Raw genomic sequence first — 19,434 nt, 5'->3', positions numbered from 1 at the left:
CACCTAGGAGTCGTGCATGCTGCATAGCTTCTCTTGCAGCTATTGTCGCATCAGTGCTCGTATTGGCAAATCTCTCGGGAATCGACCTGGCACAAGCGGATGCCACTGCATCCCCAACAGCATCGCAAAGCGTAGAAAATCAGGGGGGGGGGGGGGTCTGATTCCGGGCATATCTGGCTCAACTCAAACTCCCTCTAATACCCCCACGCCGACAGTGGCCCAAAAGCCAGATTCCCCTATCCAAACAACACCCTCCCCTGCTTTTCCATCCCCCACTGCACTGACCTCAGCAAACTCTGCCCCTTCCACCCGATCGACAAGCTCCTGCCCCAATAATCAATGTTCGGTCACCTTTGACACAACCCAGGCTGACACAGCGACCCCTGCCACTCAGACCATGCCATCGGGAGGTCTGGCGAAACGCCCGGCCGATCCCACCCGGCACGGATACTTCTTCGACGGCTGGTTCATCGGCCAAGTAGCCTACGACTTCAACCAGCCCGTCACCAGCAATCTGAAACTGAGCGCAAAATGGACAGCTGGAGACGGCCATTGGTACCTTTCACCTGCACACGGAACCGCATTGGGAGGCACCACAGTGACTCTGACTCCCCCAGCGACCCGTGGTATCAAATTCTCTCAGATTACTTCAGGAGCAACCCATTCCTTGGCTCTTGGGTCGGATGGAAGTCTTTATGCCTGGGGTGATAACAGTTCAGGGCAAGTGGGCGACAACAGCACCACTTTGCGGCAAACTCCAGTGAAAACAAACAAACCAGCCAATGCATCAGACCAATTCACTTTCACTACCATTGCCGCCGGCGACCATTCATCTCTTGCTATCGGTTCTGACGGCAACCTCTACGCTTGGGGAAACAATACCCGTGGACAACTTGGTGATGGAACTACCGAAAACAAGTTGACTCCCGTCAAGGTTCCGAAACCTGCCGGTGTCTCAAATGAATTCACTTGGACCCAAGTAAGCACCCGATGGGATCACACCCTGGCATTGGGCTCAAATCACAATCTCTACGCCTGGGGATGGAACGGGTACGGCCAGCTCGGTAACACCAGCGTCCCTACAGGCAGCGATAATCCAGCTGCATACAGTAGCAAACCTGTACTTGTCAGCACGCCAGCCGGAGTCACTTTCACTCAGTTAAGTGCTGGACGGTATCATTCTCTGGCCCTAGGCTCAGATAAGCAATTGTACGCCTGGGGTTTAAACACCAGCGGCCGCTTGGGTGACGGGACTGACATTCAGCGATTTACTCCTGTTCCGGTCCGTCAACCCGCCGGCGTTACCTTTTCCCAGTTCAGCGCAGGAGATACATCTTGTTTCGCAATCAGCACGAATGGGGATCTTTACGCCTGGGGATGGAACGGGTACGGACGGCTAGGAGATGGCAGCAATGCTGAAGACAGAAGGACGCCCACTCTCATATCCCCGCCCGACGGGGCATCGGCAGGATTCACCTGGGCTCGAGTCATGGTAAGAGACGATCACGTCCTGGCCATTGGCTCGGACGGCAATCTCTACTCCTGGGGGCTTAACGAATACGGCCAACTAGGGATCAAAGATATAAACACCGACGGTTCGTACATCAGTAGACCGCACATTGTCGATCAATCAACTTCCTCAACTGCCCAAAAATTCACTTGGACTCAGATCAATGCAGGATGGAGAGAATCATCTGCATTAGGATCGGATGGAAACCTGTACACCTGGGGATGGAACAACGGCGGACAGCTAGGCGATCCAACCGTTCCTATAGGCACGGATAATAGCCAGGCAATGAGGCTGACACCAAGCTTGGCTGCTTTCCCGCTTTCGCCAGATGTTACTGCGGTCAAATTCGACCGAACACTGGGCCGCGATCTCAAAAGAGCAGGTACAAACTGGCAGGTGGCGACGCCAGCTCATAGGAAAGGTCAAATAAAAGCGGCCATTACCTGGAATCTCTATGGTCCGCAACCCGATGAGATCCTGGATTACACCTATGACCCGCCCATTTATGTCGTCACTTTCGACAAGGCCGACGGCAGCCAGCCCACCAGTCAGTCAGTCATCGAGGACCAGACGGCTTCCAGACCGGATCAAGACCCGACCCGACCGGGCTTTTTATTCGACGGCTGGTTCAACGGCGATGTAGCCTACGACTTTTCTTCCCCCGTCAAGGGTCCCACGAAACTGACAGCCCACTGGACGGCCGGCGCCGGGCAATGGACCATATCCCCCAACCAGGGCCCCGACAGCGGTCAGACCAAGGTGACCCTGGTTCCACCTGCAGCGCGAGGCATTAGGTTCAGTCAGGTCAGCGCCGGCGATGATCATTCATTGGCTCTGGGGTCGGATGGAAACGTCTATTCTTGGGGTGCCAACAAATACGGGCAGTTGGGCGATGGGACCGCAACGGACCGCTTGACCCCGGTTCAGATTCCCAAACCGACAGGCGTGAACCGATTCACACAGGTCAGCGCAGGAACAGGTTTCTCCTTGGCCTTGGATGGTCAGGGCCACGTCTGGGCTTGGGGACTCAACAGCTCCGGACAGCTGGGCAGCAATGCCGTTGCCACCAATGGCTCATCTGCATACAGCTCCAGCCCGATTCGTGTGCAAGCCCCGAGCGGGATGACGGCAACAAACTTCACTCTCACTGGCATCAGTGCAGGAATCACTCATGTCCTCGCCGTAGACGGGCAGGGCAGAGCCTGGGGCTGGGGGTCCAATGAGTTCGGCAAACTGGGCGTTCCTTCAAGCACTGTGGCGACGACAGGGATTACCACCAGACCCGTCCAGGTCGCAACCCCGCAAGGCGAAACGACGGGATTCCACTATGCACAGGTCAGTGCGGGCGGCTCACATTCCCTGGCGACTGACACCCAAGGCCGTGCCTGGGGCTGGGGATCGAACCAGAACGGTGCCCTGGGTAATACGAGTGATGTGGCGCTTAATGGCTACACCACCACACCTGTTCAAGCCAAGCCGGGCACCAATCCATCAGGCGGCTTCAATCCTGCGCAGATCATTGCAGGCAGCGGCCACTCCTTCGCCCTTGATGATCTGGGACGCATATGGTCCTGGGGCGGGAACAGCAATGGGGAGCTCGGCCTGGGCGACACCACCACGAGGACTGCTCCGTCCATGGTAGCCATGCCTGCAAATGTCAGCACGTTCACTCAGTTGACAGGCAGCAGGGTCAGCGGTAATTCACTGGCACTGGACCAGAACGGAAACATCTGGGGTTGGGGTCAAAACTCATCAGGCATGTTGGGGACCGGAGGCACAGGCAGTCTGAACAGGCCAACCAGGATGAGCAATCCATCAGGCATTGACCACTTCGTCAAGGTTTGCGCCGGCACTGGGCACACCTTGGCCGTAGCATCCGACGGCGGCACATTGGGGTGGGGAGACAACAGCCAAGGAAGGCTGGGGAACAATGCGACAGAGACGGTCTATTCGCCTGTCAGCGTGCTCTTCCCCTTCAGGCTCGGCACCCCGTCCACAGTGCAATTCGGAGGCGTCAGCGGAACCAGCCTAAGCTCCACAGATCAACAGGACGGCGCCTGGACCGTGCTGACGCCAAACCATCAGGCCGGTGACACGACTGTCAGCATCGTCTGGACTCTCAACGGGGCTCCACAACCCAACGATGAAACCAATACCTTCCGTTTCATCCATTATGGCGTCCTCCCTCTGACCGGAGAGGCAGGCATCTTAGCCACCATCATGGTCGGCTCACTAGCCACAGTCGGTGGCCTGGCGGCCAGACGGCAACGTCTTGAAACGCAAAGCGTGCAAGGCGGAAAAGCAGCCGCTCGGCACAAGCACTGACGGTCACGTACGAGCAGGGCCCCGCCACCTATGTAGTGGCGGGGCCCTGTTGTGGTCTCTGTGCCTGATTTGCTCTATACACACCCTCAAACAGTCAGATCAATCTGACAACAGCGTGACTATTACCGGCACAGCTGAGCAATAATCCAGACGTATGCTGCTTGTGGATGGCTTGTGTTTGCCGAATCCTGCTAAAGCACAGCCTGAAGCACGAAGTCCAGAATGAAGAGAGCCGAGACCCCCCAGATGATGGGGTGGACCTCCTTGCCCTTGCGCTTGCAGACCATGGTCAGGCTGTAGGTGATGAAGCCGGCGGCCACACCGTAGGAGATCGAGTAGGCAAAGCCCATGAAGATGGCCGTGAAGAAGGCCGGAATGGCCTCAGACAGCTCGCCCCACTCAATCTCGGCGAAGGAGCTCATCATCATGCAGCCCACAATGACCAAAACAGGCGCAGTGGCCGCCGAGGGCACAGCGGAGATCAACGGAGCGAAGACGGCGCTAAGCGCGAAGCATATGGCGATGACCACCGAGGTCAGACCAGTCCGACCACCAGCTGCGATGCCCGCTGCGGATTCCACATAAGTAGTGGTGTTGGAAGTGCCGAAGAGCGCTCCGATGGAGGTTGCCGTAGCGTCGGCGAACAGGGCCTTGTCCATCTTGGAACTGAAGCCGCGGCCGTTCTCCAGAGCCTGCTCATCCTCGGCGGAGAAGATGCCTGAACGCCGGCCGGTGCCCACAAAGGTGCCGATGGTGTCGAAGGTGTCCGACAGGGAGAAGGCGAAGATGGTCACCAGAACCACTGGCAGCCTGGCCGGATCGGAGAAGAGGGCAGGGAACCCATCCTGAGTGAAAATGGCCAGGAAAGTCTGCGGCAGCTGCGACCAGGCCTGGCCCAGATCGACCGACTTGGCCATGTTGGTGATCCCCATGGGGATACCCAGCAACGTAACCACGATGATGGCTATGACGAAGGCTCCCTTGTTGATGAAAGCCAAGTGGCCCTTGAACTTGAAGATCAAGAGGAAGATGGTCAGTAACAGGCCGATGACGAAGAGGATGACACCGGGGGTGTTGAAGGTTGTCAGCCCAGGGTTGGCACCAGCCGCCGAGGTCTTGTCGGGAGCGAACTTGATGATGCCCACATTGAGCAGACCCACATAGGCGATGAAGACGCCGATGCCGCCGCCGATGGCATGCTGGAGCAGGGGCGGAATTGCCTGAATGATCATCTTGCGCAGCTTGGTGGCTGTGACCAAAATGTTGATCAGGCCGCACAGGAAGACCATGCACATGGTCTGTTGCCAGGTGAAGCCCAATCCCTTGACCACGGTGAAGGTGAAGAAGGCATTCAGCCCGACTCCTGGCGCCACGCCGTAGGGCACGTTGGCCACCAGCCCCATGATCAGGGTACCGATGATCGCAGCAATCAAAGTGGCGAGAAAGACGGCACCCCAGGGCATGCCCGCCGTGGAAAGCACCGAGGGATTGACCACGATGATGTAGGCCATGGCGAAGAAGGTGGTGATGCCTGCTACCACTTCCGTAGAGACTGTGGTATTATTATCCGAAAGCCGAAATAGCTTATGCATATTCGATTCCTTATTGTCTTATTTGGCGATGAGACAAGAGAAGAATATCACGAGCTCTCGGCTTTTTCTGTTACAAGTTCCCCCTATTGAGCTCCAATACCGCTGCAGAACTTTCCGCTCACCTATAATCGGCATACCGGCACGGCCCTGAAGCCGTCCCACATGGGGATGAGTTGAAGGACAGGGCGTTTTCGAGGAGGGGTATATGGCCAGGAACAATCATTGGGACCAGGACGATCAGAAGCAGTATCAGCACGTCCATGACAGCGAAGTCGATCGTGGACAGGATGAGCGCGCTGCTGAGCGTATTGCAGCAGCCACAGTAAACAAGCAGCGCACCCGCGAGGGCCGCACCCTGCGCCAGGAGCAGGAGCGCAACGACCAGGACAAAGACAGTAAGAAGGACTGAATCCTCAGAGGCTGCCGAGCAGCAGGTGCGTCAAAACCATGAGCACGGCGCCAATCAGCGCAGTCAGGGCTAGGGTAAATCCCGCCAGACGGGCGTTGCCGAGAACCTTGTCGGTGAACATGGTGGCGAAAACCGCCGTCGGAGCCAGGCAGCACAGGGCAACCGCCTGACGGACCAGAGGCCCGAAGGGCAGCAGATACCAGGCTGCTGCGGCGAACAGGATGCCGAAAGGCAGTCGCCAGGCCAGAATCTGCAGTACGGCCTTGACATCATCATGACCGCCGGGCAACTCCATGAGCATGCCGACCATAAGCATGGAGCAGAAGGCATTGGCCACTGAAAAGGGTCTGGTTATCTGCGCTGACCATCCGGGCAGTGAGGCCCCGGTCAGCATGAAGACCACCATGACCATGTAGGTGTCGAAGGAGGGCGAGCTCAGAAAGCCCTTGGTTATGGAGATGGCTGTGGCCTTGCGATGGAGTTTGCGGGCATCGGGGTCATCCAGCTTGACCGGCTCCCCCGCGTCGGGATCCAAGGACTGGCCCGGTCGAATATGCAGGAGCCCCTGGGTCATGACGTTGGTTCCTGCGGAGACCATGACCGAGTTGCCGATGTCGAACATGGCTGCGGGCACCAGGGCCGCCGTGCCAAGCAGCGACTGGAGCATGGGGAAGCAAAAACATCCGATGTTGAAACCCGATCCGTTGAGCATAAGAAAAGCCCGCTGAGCCGTGGGACGATGCCTGCTGGTCAGGAAGATTGCCAGGGGCGGAATCAGCGAGGCCACAAAAGCGAAGGCCGAGACCAAAAGCATGCTGGGATCGTGGGGGTTGGTGGCGAAGGAATAAATTATGGCTCCGGGCAGTACCAGGTCGAACACAATGGTCTGCAGTACCCGGTAGTCCAAGGGACGGAAGAGGCCAAGGCGCTTGAACAGGTAACCCACCAGGATGATGCCCAAGAGGGTGGCCGGTTCCAGCAGTACTCCCATGCCGTCACTCCTTCCGCGGATACCGGAACCATGATACCTGACGGACGGGTGCGCAGACCGGTTCAGTCTCAGCCGAAGCGGCCGGAGATGTAGCGCTCAGTGTCCTGCTCGTGCGGATTGGAGAAGATGGTGGTGGTGTCGTCCATCTCCACCAGGTGGCCAGGCTGACCCACGGCCTTGAGATTGAAGAAGGCTGTATAGTCCGATACCCTGGCGGCCTGCTGCATGTTATGGGTGACGATGACGATGGTGTAGTCCCGCTTAAGCTCGTTGATCAGATCCTCCACAGCCAGGGTGGAAATGGGATCCAGCGCCGAGCAGGGTTCGTCCATGAGCAGGACCTGGGGGTGCACGGCCACGGCACGGGCAATGCAGAGCCGCTGCTGCTGACCGCCTGAGAGCCCAATGCCCGGCTTGTCCAAGCGATCCTTGACCTCATTCCAAAGGTTGGCCCCGCGCAGGGCCCACTCCACCAGATCGTCGGCGTCCGACTTGGCGATATGCTTCTTGTTCAGTCGTATGCCAGCCAGGACGTTCTCCCGGATGGACATGGTCGGGAAGGGGTTGGCCCTCTGAAAGACCATGCCCACGTCCCGTCGCACCTCGACCGGATCCACATCCGGCCCGTAAAGGTCACGCCCCTCCAAGAGCACCTGCCCGCTCACATGCGCCCCCGGAGTGATCTCGTGCATGCGGTCCAGGGTGCGTAGGACCGTGGACTTGCCACAGCCGGAGGGACCGATGAAGGCGGTGACCTTGTTGGCCTGGATGCGCATGTTCACGTCCTGGACGGCCAGGAAGTCGCCGTAGTAGACGTTGAGGTGGTTGATGTCTATGCGTTGGCCCATGTTCCGGCCTCCGTTTCTCTCATGGCGGCGATCAACGGGTCCGCCCAACCGCAAAGATGCGCGAGACCAGCCGTCCCAGCAGGTTGAGCAGCAGGACGATAAGGATCAGCACCAGGGCCGCAGCCCAGGCCCGCTGCATGTGGATGTCTGTCAGGCACCCCGGGTCAGCACCTGGCCCGCAGACGGCCAGCCCTTGGGAATACTCGTTGTAGACGAAGACCGGCAGGGTGGTCATCCTCCCCGAGAAGAGGTTGGGGTTGGTTGTTGCGATGAAGCCCGAGGCTATCAGCAGGGGTGCCGTCTCCCCGATCACCCGTGCCACAGCCAGGATGGTGCCCGAGACGATGCCAGGCAGGGCCGTGCGCAGAACGATGCTGGTGATGGTCCGTTGCTTGGTCACCCCCAGGGCATAGGCCGCCTCTCGTAGGTCGTTGGGAACCACGGCCAACATATCCTCGGAGGTCTTGACCACCGTGGGCAGCATGAGCAGGGAGAGGGCCACCGAACCGGCCAGACCGTTGACGGTGCCCGGTCCGACCACCAAGGCGAACATGGAGAATGCGAAGAGGCCGGCCACGATGGAGGGGATCCCGCTCATAACGTCCACCATGAGACTGATGGCCTTGGCCAGGCGGCCTCCATGGGCGTACTCGACCAGGTAGACCGCGCACATGACACCCAACGGAATGGATATGACCATGGATCCAAAGGTGATCTCCAGGGTTCCGATTACCGCATGCAGGATACCGCCGTAGCCTCCGGTCGGCGTTGGGTTGCCCCCTACCACTCCGCTCATGTTGTGAGTGAGGAAGTCCGGCGTCAGCCGTCGCACCCCCCTGGACAGGCTGACCCAGAGCACCGAAACCAGCGGGATCAGGGCGACCAGGAAGGAGAGCCCGATCAGGATGGTCATCAGCAGGTCCTTGCGCTTGCGCGCCCGGATGGAAGATCTGGTTGGTCTGAAGCGATCGAAATCGATAACTGGACCGCGATCAGTTCGGCTTGCCATCATGCACCCGCCTTTGCTGTGATCCTGCGCGCCAGATAGTTGACAATAAAAGTGATGATGAAGAGGACCAGACCGGTGGCCACCAGGAGGGCCACGCCCTGGGAGTCCGCCTCGGGGAACTGGGCGGCGATGTTGGCGGCGATTGTTTGGCTTTTTGAAGCCTGCAGCAACCGCAGGGAGTAGCTGAAGCCTGGCGAGAGGATCATCAGCACCGCCATGGTCTCGCCCAGGGCGCGCCCCAGCCCCAGCATGGAGGCCGAGATAATGCCCGAGCGGCCGAAGGGCAGAACCGCAAGCCGAATCATCTCCCACTTGGTGGCGCCCAGAGCCAAGGCGGCCTCCTGCTGCAATCGAGGGGCCTGGATCAGGATGTCACGGGTGACCGAGGTGATGATTGGCAGAATCATGACCGCCAACACCAGGGCCACCGTGGCCACGGATCGGGCCGGGGCTGCAACGGGTCCGGAAAAGAGCGGAATCCAGCCCAAATGAACAGACAGCCAGCGCCAGAAGCCGGTGATGTTGGGAACCAGGACCAGAGCCCCCCAGAGGCCGTAGATCACCGAGGGCACGGCAGCCAGCAGGTCGATTACCGTGCTGAGCAGCGTGGACAGGCGGGCGGGGGCATAGTAGCCAATGAAGAGGGCGATGCCCAGGGATACGGGGAAGGCCAAGAGCAGGGCCAGGCCGGCAATCAGAATGGTGCCAAAAACCAGCGGTCCCACGTAGCCCAGGAAGTTGCTCGCCCGTCCGCCGCTCAGGGAGAGGATGGCCTGGGTTCGGGAATCCGGGTCCCCGGTGAAAGCCGGAAAGGCCCGCAGGATCAGAAAGAGGGTGACCGCAGCCAGGGCCAACAAGATCAGAATGCCCGCACCAGTGGCGCAGGCCTTGAAGATCCGATCCACCCGCTTGGCCTTGTTCAGAGTGGCGGTCTGGTCCGATTTGTCACTCATGACTTCCCTCCGATGGTCTCCACCGAAGCCATGGCCTGGCTACGCAGCCCCTCCCCCAGCTCGGCGCTGCCCGCGTTGGCTGCAGCCATGCGTTGGCCCTGCTCGCTCAGCAGATAGGTCAGCCAGGCCTTGGCGAACCGGGCCTTGGACCCGTCCCGATCATCTCGGTAGGCAGTGCAGACCACGTTGTAGGAGACCAGGACGATGGGATAGGTGTGCTCCCGGCTGGTGCGGTGATCCACAGTCAGAACCACCCGGCCAGGCTGACTGACCTGTGGATCCCGCTGGGCCGCATCCAGCAGGTTGGCCACGTTCTTGGCTGTAGGCGGCTGCCAGGTCTTCCCCACCTGGACGGCCACGGTGCCCAGCCCAGTGGTCTGGGCCGCGTCCGCATAGCCGAAGGTGCCCGTCGCCTGGTTCATGGTCATGACCACTCCGGCAGTGCCCTTGGCGCCCTGCCCCAGGTCATTGGGCCAATTTTCGCCCGCTGGATAAGGCCAGGCGGATCCGGCCGTGTCGTGCAGATAGGAGAGGAAACTTTTCGTGGTGCCCGACTTGTCCGAACGATGAATCACGGTGATGTCCAGGTCGGGCAGATCGGCTTCCGGATTGAGGGCTGCGATGCGCGGATCCCGCCAGTTAGTGACCTTTCCGGAGAAGATCATGGCGATCAGAGCCGGGTCCATCCGCAGATGGCCGCTTGAACCCTTGGGCCACAGATCAGGCAGATTGTAGGCCACAGCAATCGGAGTGGCATAGACGGGCAAGTCAAAGGCTGTACCGGAACCGCAGACTTTGCGCGAGCGCTCAAGCTGGTCGGCGGTCAGCGGCGCATCGGTGCCGGCCCAGATGGTCGAACCAGACAGGAAAGCATTGACTCCAGCACCAGAACCTGCCGGATCATAGGAGATTCGCGCCCCTGGATGCTGCTTGCGAAAACCGGCTATCCAGGCCTCGTCGGCGCTCTGCTGGGAGGATGCGCCAGATCCGGCGAACTCGCCCTGGAATAGGGCCTGATCTGCAGTATTGCCTGTTCCGCCGCCATCGGCGGGGACATTGTCTCCGCAGGCCGCCAGGGAAATCATCATTGCCAGGGACATGAGGAGGGCCGTGAATCTTCCACGACCATGACCATGTGCGTGCATGCTACCTACCTTGACCGCCGTTTCATTTCAAACGTCCGTCCTTATCAGCCCGTGTTGGACCTTCCCGTATTCACATTAGCGAAGCCCGCCTCACACAGCATACTGGAAACGCTGACCGCCGGACAAGCTCCTCACATCCGCGTCAGCCATGTGGAAAAACCCGATCACAATCCACAGCCGGGTATATTATAAGGTCATTGTCAGACGCTTAGCTCTCTTGTTCTTTTCTTAGTGTCACCGGTATCGGTATGCCCTGATTTGCTTTCTAGGACGGCACCGCAGGGAGTGGTATGCGCAGCGAAAACCGAACCCAGAGGAAGTGGTGGTTGCATGAGGAAGCAGGAGCTCGCCAAGCAAGGGCGGACCCTCAGCAAGGATGGAGCCTTCGTCAACGGAAAGCTCACCCATGAAGCCTTCCTGTCGCTGGCCATCCTGACCGTCATCACTTTCCTGGGCAACTTCACCCAGCTACAGCTGGCTTCGGCCCTGCCCACCATAGTGGACGAGTTCCACATCACCCTGACCACCGGCCAGTGGCTGACCTCGGTATTCCAGCTGGTCATGGGCGTCATGGTGCCGCTGACCGGCTTTCTGACCAAGCGTTTCTCCACCAGGCAGATCGTCATCACCTCCATGGCCGTCTTCACCCTGGGTTCTCTGTTGAGCTGGCAGTCGCAGACCTTCGCCCTGGTCCTGCTGGGCCGCATCCTCGAGGCCATAGGCACGGGAACCATGTGGCCCGTCCTGCAAATCACCGTCTTCTCCATATACCCTCTTGCCAAGCGCGGCATGGCCATGGGCACCGTAGGTCTGGCCATGAGTGTGGCCCCGGCCATCGGCCCCACCCTGGGCGGCTGGCAGACCGACGCCAACGGCTGGCGTTCCATCTTCCTGACGCTGAGCATCTGCGGGGCTGTGGCGCTGCTCCTGTCCATCTTCGGCCTGCGCAACTTCGGCCAACGCGACACCAGTGTCAAGGCGGACTTCTTTTCGGTGGCCCTGTCCATCTTCGGGTTCGGCGGGCTTATGTTCGGCTTCACCAACATCGAGAACTTCCCCATCACCTCCATCATGACCTGGCCATTCATGCTGGTCGGACTGATCGGGATCATCTGGTTCGTTCTTCGCCAGCTTCACCATGACAAGCCCCTGCTGGACCTGCATGTGCTGCGGATCAGGAACTTCACTGTGGGCACCATCATCGCCTCCATGTCCTTCTTCGCCTTCAGCTCGGTCACCGTCATTCTGCCCATGTACATCCAGACGGATCGCGGCTTCTCGGCCACCATGAGCGGCCTGGTCATGCTGCCAGGAGCCATCGGCACCGCCATCGCCCAGTTCTTCGGAGGCAGGCTGTTGGACCGCTGGGGAGCCCGTCCTGTAGCCATGACCGGCTGCTCGGTCCTGCTGCTGGGCACCATCGCCATGAGCATGATCGGTGCCAACACCTGGATCGGCCTGGTCTCCATCTGTCAGTTCATCCGCCAGATCGGCATGGGCTTCACACTGATGCCCTTGACCACCTGGTCCCTGAACAACCTGGCTCCCAAGGATGTTTCCGCCGGTTCTGCCGTCACCAACACGGCCCGGCAGATCGCCGGCGCTGTCGGCGCACCCATCCTGGTCATCCTCATGGAGTCCATCACCGCCCTGCGCCACAACGCCTTGGGCGGAGGCCACTCCACCCAGATCGCAGCCAACATCTTCGGCGTGCAGTGGGCCCTGCGCATTTCGGCACTGATCTGCCTGGGCATGGTCCTGCTGGTCTACTTCGGCGTTCGCGGAAACGGCGCTGGCTCCGGCCGCCAGATGACCCGCATGCTTCTGCGCCACATGCACATCATCCACACCGACGCGCCTGCCGTCACTGCCTCCACTGCAGACTCCAAGACCCAGGACTGATGATCACCGGAGAGTCTTTCTCCGGTACCTGCTGGATTTGACCGGATTCATCGCAAGGTGCAGGATCGACAGACCGGTAAATACAAGACATCAATTGAAGGATGTCAGTTGTCAGTCAACCCTTTCGACGGAAGCGTCGATCTCCTGTAGGCTCGCAATCAGCGATCCTGTGGAAGGGGCTGGCCTGGGCAGGTATGCAGAACGGCCAGCATGGCCTGCTTTTCCGAACTGGTGACGCTCAGGGAGTACTTGTCCTTGACTCCTATCTGACGGGCCACATAGGAGCACTGATAGTCCTTGTTCTCGGGCAGCCAGTAGTCAGCCGAGGCACTCCCCTTGGCCTGGTTGGCGGGGCCGTCCACGGCGAGAAGATTGTAGGGGTCGTTGCCAAAGCGGTAGCGACGGGCCGTGTCCCACTCGCTGGCTCCTGACCGCCAGGCATTCTCCAGGGCGACCACATGGTCGATCTGTACGGCCGAGCTGGTCTTGGGGCCTCTGACGAATTCGATGGTCCGTCCGGTATATGGGTCCTGCAGACGGCCACTGGCCACCTTGCACCCGCCGGGGGTAGTGGTTCGCAGGTCGGTCAGGTCACGGGTCAGCACATCCTCGCGCACATTGCAGCCGTTGCCGTCCTCATCGGTCTCTTTGAAGCCGAAAGCATCGCGCCGGTACTGGCGGCCGGGGCGTGCGTGATCATCCACCGTCAGATTCTGCAGGGTCTGAGCCGCATCGCCGGTCGCCGTGTATCGGCCGGTCAGCCGTCCGACTCCACCATTGACCCTTGGCAATATCAGGCCGATGGTGATGCCCAGGACCACAGCCACTACCAGAAGGATCAGCACCCGTTCCGTGAGCGATTCGCGACGGAAGCGGGCCGGGGCGGGATTCCTCCATGCCGAACCATACCGGCTGCGGCCGCGATACCGATATCTTCTGCGTCTCGGACCGGTCATCTACCGCCGATACCTCCTATGTCGACTGCATGCATGAATCATCCATCATAGCGGTCAGGCGTAGGCATAGGTCATCGGGTCGTGTCCTGCGCGCACTGGGGAGTCCATGGCATCGATGGCGGCATGCTCCTCAGCGGTCAGTGTGAAACCGAACAGGTCCAGGTTCTCCGCCTGCCTTTCCCGGTGGACAGACTTGGGGATGATGATGGTCCCGTTTTCAATGTGCCAGCGCAACACTACCTGGGCCGGCGTTACCCTGTGGGCCTGGGCGATTTGCTCCAGCCTTCCGCCACCGGCTGTCAGGTCTGCGCCACGTGCCAATGGCGAGTATGCCTCGACGGCTATGCCATGCTCCTTGCAGAAAGCTGTCACCGTGCGCTGCTGCCAGCTGGGGTGCAGCTCTATCTGATCCACTACAGGATATTCCCCCGTCTCCCGGTGCAGCCGTTCCAGATGTTCTGGCAGGAAGTTGCAGACCCCAAGGGTTTTCACCACCCCCTCATCGCGCAACCGATGGAATGCTCGCCAAACCTGGTCGGCCCGCCAATCGAATGGAGTGGGCCAATGGATCATATACATGTCTACATAGTCAGTGCCCAGCAGGGCCAACTGGCGGTCGAAGGCCCGCAGAGCGCTGTCATACCCCTGCTCGGAGTCACGCAGTTTGGTGGTCAGCCAAAGGTTGGCACGCTCAGAACCATCCTGGCAACCGAAGGCCTTGAGGCCACGGCCCACACCTCCTTCATTACGGTAGCCCGCCGCCGTATCGATGTGGCGATAACCCAGTTCCAGGGCAGAACGCACTACTCCAGCGGTTTGATCATCGTCGATCCTGAGCACACCCAGGCCAACCTGCGGAATGCGATTGCCGTCAGACAATAAGATGTCAGGAACTGCTGTCATGGTCCACACCATCCCAGGATGCAGCCCAGCAGTCTGCCGGGCCATGCTCGCTCCATTCTAGAGCCAGACAAAAGCCCGGTTACCACAGAACAGGCGCATGTGGTCAAACCCGCTCCCTTGTGCACGGGCTTAGAATTTGCTGATGCCGAAGAAGTACAACACGTGGGTATCGAACCAGCGGTAGCCAAGATCGAATACGGGCAGCAAGCTGATCCTCATCATCATGCCGACCGTGCCCCAGGCGAAGAAGAGGCCGAGTACAGCCAACAGCCACATAAGGGCGCTGCAGATTCGCCGCGTTCTGATCAACCGGCGGCGTCGAGTGGCTTCTGACCGGGTCTCCTGGTCATGGCTGACCATGATTGTGGCCAGCGGCTCGCCCATAGTCCCCGGTCCTGTCGCCCGAGACTCCAGATGCTCCATCTGCTCCAGTTCGTGACGGCAGTTGCGCCGGCGACGTGAGAGCAGGTACCAGCCCACTAGACAGATCAAAAACAGGGCCAGAAGCACCCAGACCATGTAAATGGGCGCCCCCTCAGGCTGGGTGGGTGGCACATCATCGCCGATATAGTGCCCACGCACAATCAGACGGTGGGAGTTGACTCCATAGGGATAGCAGGTCAGCAGGGTCACATAGTTGGAATTCTGGATTGGCTGCAGTGCGCTGACATCGGTAGGCAAGATGACCTTAATCTGGTCCACCTTGTAGCTCATATGCCGTTTGAGTACTCGAATCTGAAAGACATCACCCTTGCGCAGCTGGGTCAGATTGTCAAAAAGCATGTAGCCGACTTCGCCTGTGTGCCCGGTGATGACGGAGTGAATAGTCCGGTTGTCTGTAGGCACGTGGGTTGTGGCGATATGCCCTGTGCCGTCCTTGAGTACCTCATCGCTGGTACCGTGCCGGACGGGCAGCTTGACATGGATCTTGGGGATCTCCACATAGGCCATCATGCCCTTGCCATCTACATTGAGAATTTTGTAGTAGCGACCCAGTGGTTCCTGGACTTCCTTGTACTTGAAGGGGTCCCTCAGTGTGGGCTTGCCCAATTCCTCATCGTACTTCTTGGCATCTCGCCACATGGCTCTGCGCTGTGCAGGCGAGAGTGCATCCACGATCTGATCGTAGTTGTCCACTGCGGCGGAATCCTTGGAATAGTTCACGTAGGCTGACAACAGCGGATAGAGGAAAATTGCCAGGCCTATCAGGAAGGCCAAGGTCTCTAGGAGCCCGAACCCTCGTCCCGACTTGCTGGCCTTGCCACCGTTCTTGGCCTGCTTGGATGCAGTCGCAGCTGCCTGACCAGCTTTGCCTTGTTGACTTTTATCCTGGAAATGATTTCCTGAAACTACAATTATCGGAGCTGACGTTGTAGCTTGGCCTGGAACAGACACTGAAGCTTCTATTGAATCTGAATCATCCGATTCTGAGCCTCCGCGATCCTTAGGTGTAGCCGAAGGCGGATAAGAAGGTGGTACATCGAAACTAGGAGCATATGCAGGCGGCATTTCCTCTTGCTCAGTAGCCTTTTCCGACGAGGATGGCCCAGCAGTCATGTACGCATACGCAACATCATCGTTGCCGGTGGCTTGAGATGGTGTCATAGTAGCTGGGTCAGTGTCCTGGTCCATCTATAGCCCTCCTTGTGCTCCGCTTCAAATAGTCCAGTTATACGCCTTGGCATACAAAGGCCGGCGGCACCTGTACGATGCCGCCGGCCTTAATACACCTTCACAGATGCCTTTGACGCCAGTTGATGGCATCACACCGACATGGCTATGAGTATGCCTAGCGCTCATCTCTGTTCCAGGATCGCGCGACTACCGCCAAGTAGAGACCCATCATGACCAGAATCGTAAGCAAAATGACAGGCGCTACCATGGATACACCAGTAGCTGCAAGCTTTCCTGATCCTGGTCGCACGACTGGCACGACCTGAGACACATCCTGAGGCACGTCTTGAGGTACATCCACAAGCTTGGGACTTATAGTCACATCATAAAGCGGATGGACCTCACCCTGCTCACGGTAGAGCGGCAACTGCACGACCACAGGATCGGCTTTCACCTTTGCATTGTTGGGTGTGGCTACCATAGTGACCAGCCAGTATGAGGCGTTGAAGTAGTCGCCATCAAAAACAGCCGGACTTCCGCCTGTCAGGCTGGGTGCCTCTAAATCGAGGTGAGCTCCTGTAAGCCAAACACCTTGTGATTTGTCTTCTGATGCGTTGGTTATAGTGCCTTCTTGATCAGAGACACCATAGTATTCAGCGGGTTGCGTCTTGTCCTTGAAAGCATCTGGGTTGGCTGCCACCTCATTACTGATGGCCGCTTGTGCCTTATCAGCGCCAGGATTATGGTCTAATGCCTCCACCCGGCTCTTCAGAGTACCTGCATCCAATCTTAGGGCACGAAAGACGTACCCAGCCCCAGCCGATACAGGAGAACTCGGTAGGATGTCTTTCTGATCTCCTTGACCTGAAGGTCCTCTCTTGAGTTGCACCGTCAGGGTCGGGTTGACCGTCGCCGCCTCTGCCGCCGGCGTCATATCGAAAACGGAAAGGCCTAAGCAGGCCAAGACCGCAATCAGACAGGGCAAGACCCGGTGGGTGAGGCATTTCGGCAAGGCAATTCCCTTCATAAACCTTCCCTTCCAAGGCCGCCTTTCGACGACGTGGTTGCGTCGGATTCGCTAATCCAAATGAAACCGAACCAGTGTCCCGACATGTGCGAACCGAAGAATATCTCAACGATCCGTATGAAAATGGCGGACGATCCACGGAGGAACCGTCCGCCATCGGGTCACCTCACATGATTCTTGATGTGACCGTGATCATCAGGCCCGGGCGGCGTTATTGCGCCGATTGCGGGCATAGAGAGCACCACCCATGATCAGTGCGCCGACAACAAGCAGCAGCAGGATGCCACGACCACCGGTTAGAGGCAAGGCCAATGGTGAATCGCTGTCAGTTGTCTTATAGTGAGCCAAATACCTGACGACAGCATCGTGGTTGAATACCATCTTGTTGCCTTCCGGCATTTCACCCACAGGAGCTTCGAACTTACCAAAGTTCAACTGCTGATAATCTGGCGTAAGAGTTGCATTACGACCATACTTCTCAACAATCTGAGCCTCAGTTAAACCTGTATCCCCATAAGTAATCTTTTCGAAGGGGATACCAGGATTGCGCCAATCCGTCGGAGTCTTGGTCTCAACCAACATCCAGTTTACACTCTGTACAGTCTTATCAGCTGCTCTTCCTGCCCCAGTTCCAAAGATGGGCAGGGCCGCAAAGGATACCAGACCTTTATTATTGGCCGTAGCCTTGTAAACCTGGACACCTGCTGGAGCGTCACCTTCAGCATAGAACTTACCATCCGAAGCCAGATACTTGTCAATAGAATCAGCGTTCTGAACCAGACGATACTCAGTGCCCGGCAATGCTGCATAATTGGTCTTCTTATTCTGAACAGAACCAAAAGCAATTACAGCATTAGTCACATTTGTATGATCTTGTTCAGGATCCTTCGACGTACCATCGCTGTTCGTGTTCTCGCTGTAGTCTGATGCGGCATCGTTAACCACACCACCAGTACCTGTGGAATCACCGTTGCCAGTCACCAATGCATCATAGGTGACCTCCAGCTCCATAACCGATGTTCCGACACTCTGAGCTTTCGTAACGCCGGAAGCGGTAAAGAAGTCAAATACCCAGTAAGTCACGTCACTCGTGGGCGCATCCGCAAACATCTTCTTTGTAGGATCGTTCAGACGAGCGGGATTCGTATTAGTAGCGACATCCTTACTGAAATCAGCAGCGGCTAAATCCACCGAATTTCCGGCACTATCATGAATGACAGCCTTGACGGTGTTTGGATCACCCTTCAGCGAGCTTGACATACGATCGGCGAGCCGTACATCCTTGCCCTCACCCTTCAGCTCCGAGACGTCGAGCTTACCATCATTCTTGTGGGGAGTGGTATCTTTGTAGAGCTTCTGAGACAGCTTGTAAGTGATCGTATCACCGGCAACCGCCGTTGTTTGAGTCTTAACGTTGCCGTCAGCACCCTTAATGCTCTGCACAGTCTTAGCGAAAGATTGCGTATTGACATTCTTTGGATACAGGTGAAGGTGGTAGATAAAACCACGAGTCTGGTTTGAATCCGATCCATTAGTTGCATAGGGCAGACCAAAGAAAGAGTTTGCAGCAGTCTTGTACTTGTTCTGATCAATCCCATGCTTGTTATTGGTATCGAAAGCTGGTGAATTAGCGGTATTCTCGATCAGAACATAGTAATGGTTGGGACCTGCCGGGAAAGCTGCTTCCGTCGCAGTCGGCTTCCCGTTCTCATCGCTTTGGTACCACGTACTAATGACACCATGACCATCGGTGATACCAGCAAAATTCTTGCTGGAATCGGTGTACTTGGCATCCCAAGTGTTTGGGTCGTTTGCATCGATATCAGCTAGGTTCTTACCTGATTTCGGCACAACCTCTTTAACATTAAACAGGATGCCCTGGGCAGGAGTGAGATCATGGTTGCCGTTCAACGTGTCGGCATCTTTAGCTGAGCCGGTGGGCGCATACCCATCAGCCAGAGACAGATACTTGGTGACCGTTAACTGAGGCACCTTGGTAGCGTCCAGGGCACCGGGCACAAAGTTATCTTCACTAGTGAATCCATAGTTTTCATCGGCAGAAGCCTGGGTGGCTGGCAAAACGACCATGCCCGCCAGGAGCGTCGCTCCGGCAACCGCCAAGCCTAAAAGCTTAGGGAGCCTTATCCCTTCATTATCTCGTTGCATGTGCATGCACGCATTCCCTTCTTTGTTAATAGGCACAGGATGGCCAGGCACATCTTCGCCTCCCCAACCGATCACTTCCCCGAC

The 19,434-nt window shown here is 58.0% G+C and carries 14 protein-coding genes and 1 pseudogene; 4 read left to right on the top strand and 11 right to left on the bottom strand.

What is annotated here, in order from left to right; genetic code table 11:
* Positions 1 to 16: 16 nt before the first annotated feature.
* Positions 17 to 1,834: pseudogene (locus H3T89_RS09205) on the top strand (RCC1 domain-containing protein); the annotation flags it as partial.
* 72 nt (positions 1,835 to 1,906) lie between these two features.
* Positions 1,907 to 3,835 (top strand): RCC1 domain-containing protein, encoded by a 1,929-nt coding sequence (locus tag H3T89_RS08995; protein ID WP_332461046.1) that lies wholly within the window; start codon positions 1,907 to 1,909, stop codon positions 3,833 to 3,835.
* A 191-nt stretch (positions 3,836 to 4,026) separates the two neighbouring features.
* Here H3T89_RS08995 and H3T89_RS05860 read toward each other — a convergent pair whose 3' ends face one another.
* Positions 4,027 to 5,427, bottom strand: a complete 1,401-nt coding sequence (locus H3T89_RS05860) for an NCS2 family permease (RefSeq protein WP_198216486.1) — start codon at positions 5,425 to 5,427, stop codon at positions 4,027 to 4,029.
* A 205-nt stretch (positions 5,428 to 5,632) separates the two neighbouring features.
* Between H3T89_RS05860 and H3T89_RS05855 the strand changes: the two genes are divergently transcribed.
* The gene (locus tag H3T89_RS05855) at positions 5,633 to 5,836 is read left to right on the top strand and encodes a hypothetical protein (protein WP_015021413.1); all 204 of its coding nucleotides are present in this window, start codon (positions 5,633 to 5,635) and stop codon (positions 5,834 to 5,836) included.
* A 4-nt stretch (positions 5,837 to 5,840) separates the two neighbouring features.
* On the opposite strand, the gene H3T89_RS05850 is transcribed toward H3T89_RS05855, so the two are convergent.
* The 5 genes from H3T89_RS05850 to H3T89_RS05830 form a co-directional block, all read right to left on the bottom strand.
* A complete protein-coding gene (locus tag H3T89_RS05850) occupies positions 5,841 to 6,827 on the bottom strand; it encodes an AEC family transporter (RefSeq protein WP_198216485.1) in 987 nt (328 codons plus the stop codon).
* Between the two features lie 68 nt (positions 6,828 to 6,895).
* Entirely contained in the window at positions 6,896 to 7,675 is a 780-nt protein-coding gene (gene pstB, locus H3T89_RS05845) for a phosphate ABC transporter ATP-binding protein PstB (protein ID WP_015021411.1), read from the bottom strand.
* Positions 7,676 to 7,706: 31 nt separating this feature from the next.
* Positions 7,707 to 8,687 (bottom strand): phosphate ABC transporter permease PstA, encoded by a 981-nt coding sequence (gene pstA, locus H3T89_RS05840; RefSeq protein WP_015021410.1) that lies wholly within the window; start codon positions 8,685 to 8,687, stop codon positions 7,707 to 7,709.
* Complete coding sequence (pstC, locus tag H3T89_RS05835) at positions 8,684 to 9,637, bottom strand: phosphate ABC transporter permease subunit PstC (protein ID WP_015021409.1); 954 nt, start codon at positions 9,635 to 9,637, stop codon at positions 8,684 to 8,686. Before pstC ends, pstA begins: the two co-directional genes overlap by 4 nt.
* On the bottom strand, positions 9,634 to 10,782 hold the full coding sequence (locus H3T89_RS05830; protein ID WP_198216484.1) for a phosphate ABC transporter substrate-binding protein PstS: 1,149 nt from the start codon (positions 10,780 to 10,782) through the stop codon (positions 9,634 to 9,636). The genes pstC and H3T89_RS05830 overlap by 4 nt, the downstream gene beginning before the upstream one ends.
* Before the next feature lie 330 nt (positions 10,783 to 11,112).
* Here H3T89_RS05830 and H3T89_RS05825 point away from each other — a divergent pair, with 330 nt between their 5' ends.
* The gene (locus H3T89_RS05825) at positions 11,113 to 12,684 is read left to right on the top strand and encodes an MDR family MFS transporter (protein WP_015021407.1); all 1,572 of its coding nucleotides are present in this window, start codon (positions 11,113 to 11,115) and stop codon (positions 12,682 to 12,684) included.
* 158 nt (positions 12,685 to 12,842) lie between these two features.
* On the opposite strand, the gene H3T89_RS05820 is transcribed toward H3T89_RS05825, so the two are convergent.
* The 5 genes from H3T89_RS05820 to H3T89_RS05800 form a co-directional block, all read right to left on the bottom strand.
* Complete coding sequence (locus H3T89_RS05820; protein ID WP_232348486.1) at positions 12,843 to 13,640, bottom strand: HNH endonuclease family protein; 798 nt, start codon at positions 13,638 to 13,640, stop codon at positions 12,843 to 12,845.
* 54 nt (positions 13,641 to 13,694) lie between these two features.
* Entirely contained in the window at positions 13,695 to 14,555 is an 861-nt protein-coding gene (locus tag H3T89_RS05815; RefSeq protein ID WP_198216521.1) for an aldo/keto reductase, read from the bottom strand.
* Positions 14,556 to 14,672: 117 nt separating this feature from the next.
* Entirely contained in the window at positions 14,673 to 15,761 is a 1,089-nt protein-coding gene (locus tag H3T89_RS05810; protein ID WP_198216483.1) for a class C sortase, read from the bottom strand.
* A gap of 571 nt (positions 15,762 to 16,332) precedes the next feature.
* The gene (locus tag H3T89_RS05805) at positions 16,333 to 17,184 is read right to left on the bottom strand and encodes a hypothetical protein (protein WP_198216482.1); all 852 of its coding nucleotides are present in this window, start codon (positions 17,182 to 17,184) and stop codon (positions 16,333 to 16,335) included.
* A gap of 195 nt (positions 17,185 to 17,379) precedes the next feature.
* Positions 17,380 to 19,356 (bottom strand): pilin N-terminal domain-containing protein, encoded by a 1,977-nt coding sequence (locus H3T89_RS05800; RefSeq protein ID WP_015021402.1) that lies wholly within the window; start codon positions 19,354 to 19,356, stop codon positions 17,380 to 17,382.
* Between the last annotated feature and the right edge of the window lie 78 nt (positions 19,357 to 19,434).

The organism is Bifidobacterium sp. W8114, from assembly GCF_016101165.1.
Lineage (GTDB): Bacteria > Actinomycetota > Actinomycetes > Actinomycetales > Bifidobacteriaceae > Bombiscardovia > Bombiscardovia asteroides.
The sequence above is the reverse complement of the archived record's forward strand: the minus strand, read 5'-3'. Positions and strand labels throughout refer to the sequence as shown.

What these genes read in the sequence shown, in the direction of transcription:
- H3T89_RS05855 (WP_015021413.1), top strand. Translation starts at nt 5,633, where the DNA reads ATGGCCAGGAACAATCATTGGGACCAGGACGATCAGAAGCAGTATCAG.
- pstA (WP_015021410.1), bottom strand. Translation starts at nt 8,687, where the DNA reads ATGATGGCAAGCCGAACTGATCGCGGTCCAGTTATCGATTTCGATCGC.
- H3T89_RS05860 (WP_198216486.1), bottom strand. Translation starts at nt 5,427, where the DNA reads ATGCATAAGCTATTTCGGCTTTCGGATAATAATACCACAGTCTCTACG.
- H3T89_RS05820 (WP_232348486.1), bottom strand. Translation starts at nt 13,640, where the DNA reads ATGACCGGTCCGAGACGCAGAAGATATCGGTATCGCGGCCGCAGCCGG.
- H3T89_RS05825 (WP_015021407.1), top strand. Translation starts at nt 11,113, where the DNA reads ATGAGGAAGCAGGAGCTCGCCAAGCAAGGGCGGACCCTCAGCAAGGAT.
- pstB (WP_015021411.1), bottom strand. Translation starts at nt 7,675, where the DNA reads ATGGGCCAACGCATAGACATCAACCACCTCAACGTCTACTACGGCGAC.
- H3T89_RS05830 (WP_198216484.1), bottom strand. Translation starts at nt 10,782, where the DNA reads ATGCACGCACATGGTCATGGTCGTGGAAGATTCACGGCCCTCCTCATG.
- H3T89_RS05850 (WP_198216485.1), bottom strand. Translation starts at nt 6,827, where the DNA reads ATGGGAGTACTGCTGGAACCGGCCACCCTCTTGGGCATCATCCTGGTG.
- H3T89_RS05805 (WP_198216482.1), bottom strand. Translation starts at nt 17,184, where the DNA reads ATGAAGGGAATTGCCTTGCCGAAATGCCTCACCCACCGGGTCTTGCCC.
- H3T89_RS05800 (WP_015021402.1), bottom strand. Translation starts at nt 19,356, where the DNA reads ATGCACATGCAACGAGATAATGAAGGGATAAGGCTCCCTAAGCTTTTA.
- pstC (WP_015021409.1), bottom strand. Translation starts at nt 9,637, where the DNA reads ATGAGTGACAAATCGGACCAGACCGCCACTCTGAACAAGGCCAAGCGG.
- H3T89_RS05815 (WP_198216521.1), bottom strand. Translation starts at nt 14,555, where the DNA reads ATGGTGTGGACCATGACAGCAGTTCCTGACATCTTATTGTCTGACGGC.